Annotated in this window: 1 protein-coding gene; it reads left to right on the forward strand. The window is 64.6% G+C overall.

Annotated elements, in window-relative coordinates; all coding sequences use genetic code 11:
• Positions 1–237: YfiR family protein (locus R0J88_RS23375; protein ID WP_410901371.1), on the forward strand; the 237-nt coding region annotated here is incomplete at both ends.

The raw sequence follows: 237 nt of genomic DNA on the forward strand, positions 1-237 counted from the left end.
TCAGCTACGCTCGCTGGCCCGTGGAGCCTGCGCAACTGCGTCTGTGCGTGGTTGGCCCCACCGAATACACCGATGACCTGCTCAAGGGCGCGACCCAGGCCACCGGCCGCCCGGTGCTGGTGCGGCGTCTGCTGGCCAACAACCCGTCGTTGGCCAGTGAGTGCGATTCGGTCTATGTCGGCAAATTGTCCAATGATGAGCGTACCCGCCTGTTCAACTCGCTGATCGGGCAACCGG

It is taken from the genome of Pseudoalteromonas sp. SIMBA_162, from assembly GCF_046535955.1.
GTDB lineage: Bacteria > Pseudomonadota > Gammaproteobacteria > Enterobacterales > Alteromonadaceae > Pseudoalteromonas > Pseudoalteromonas marina.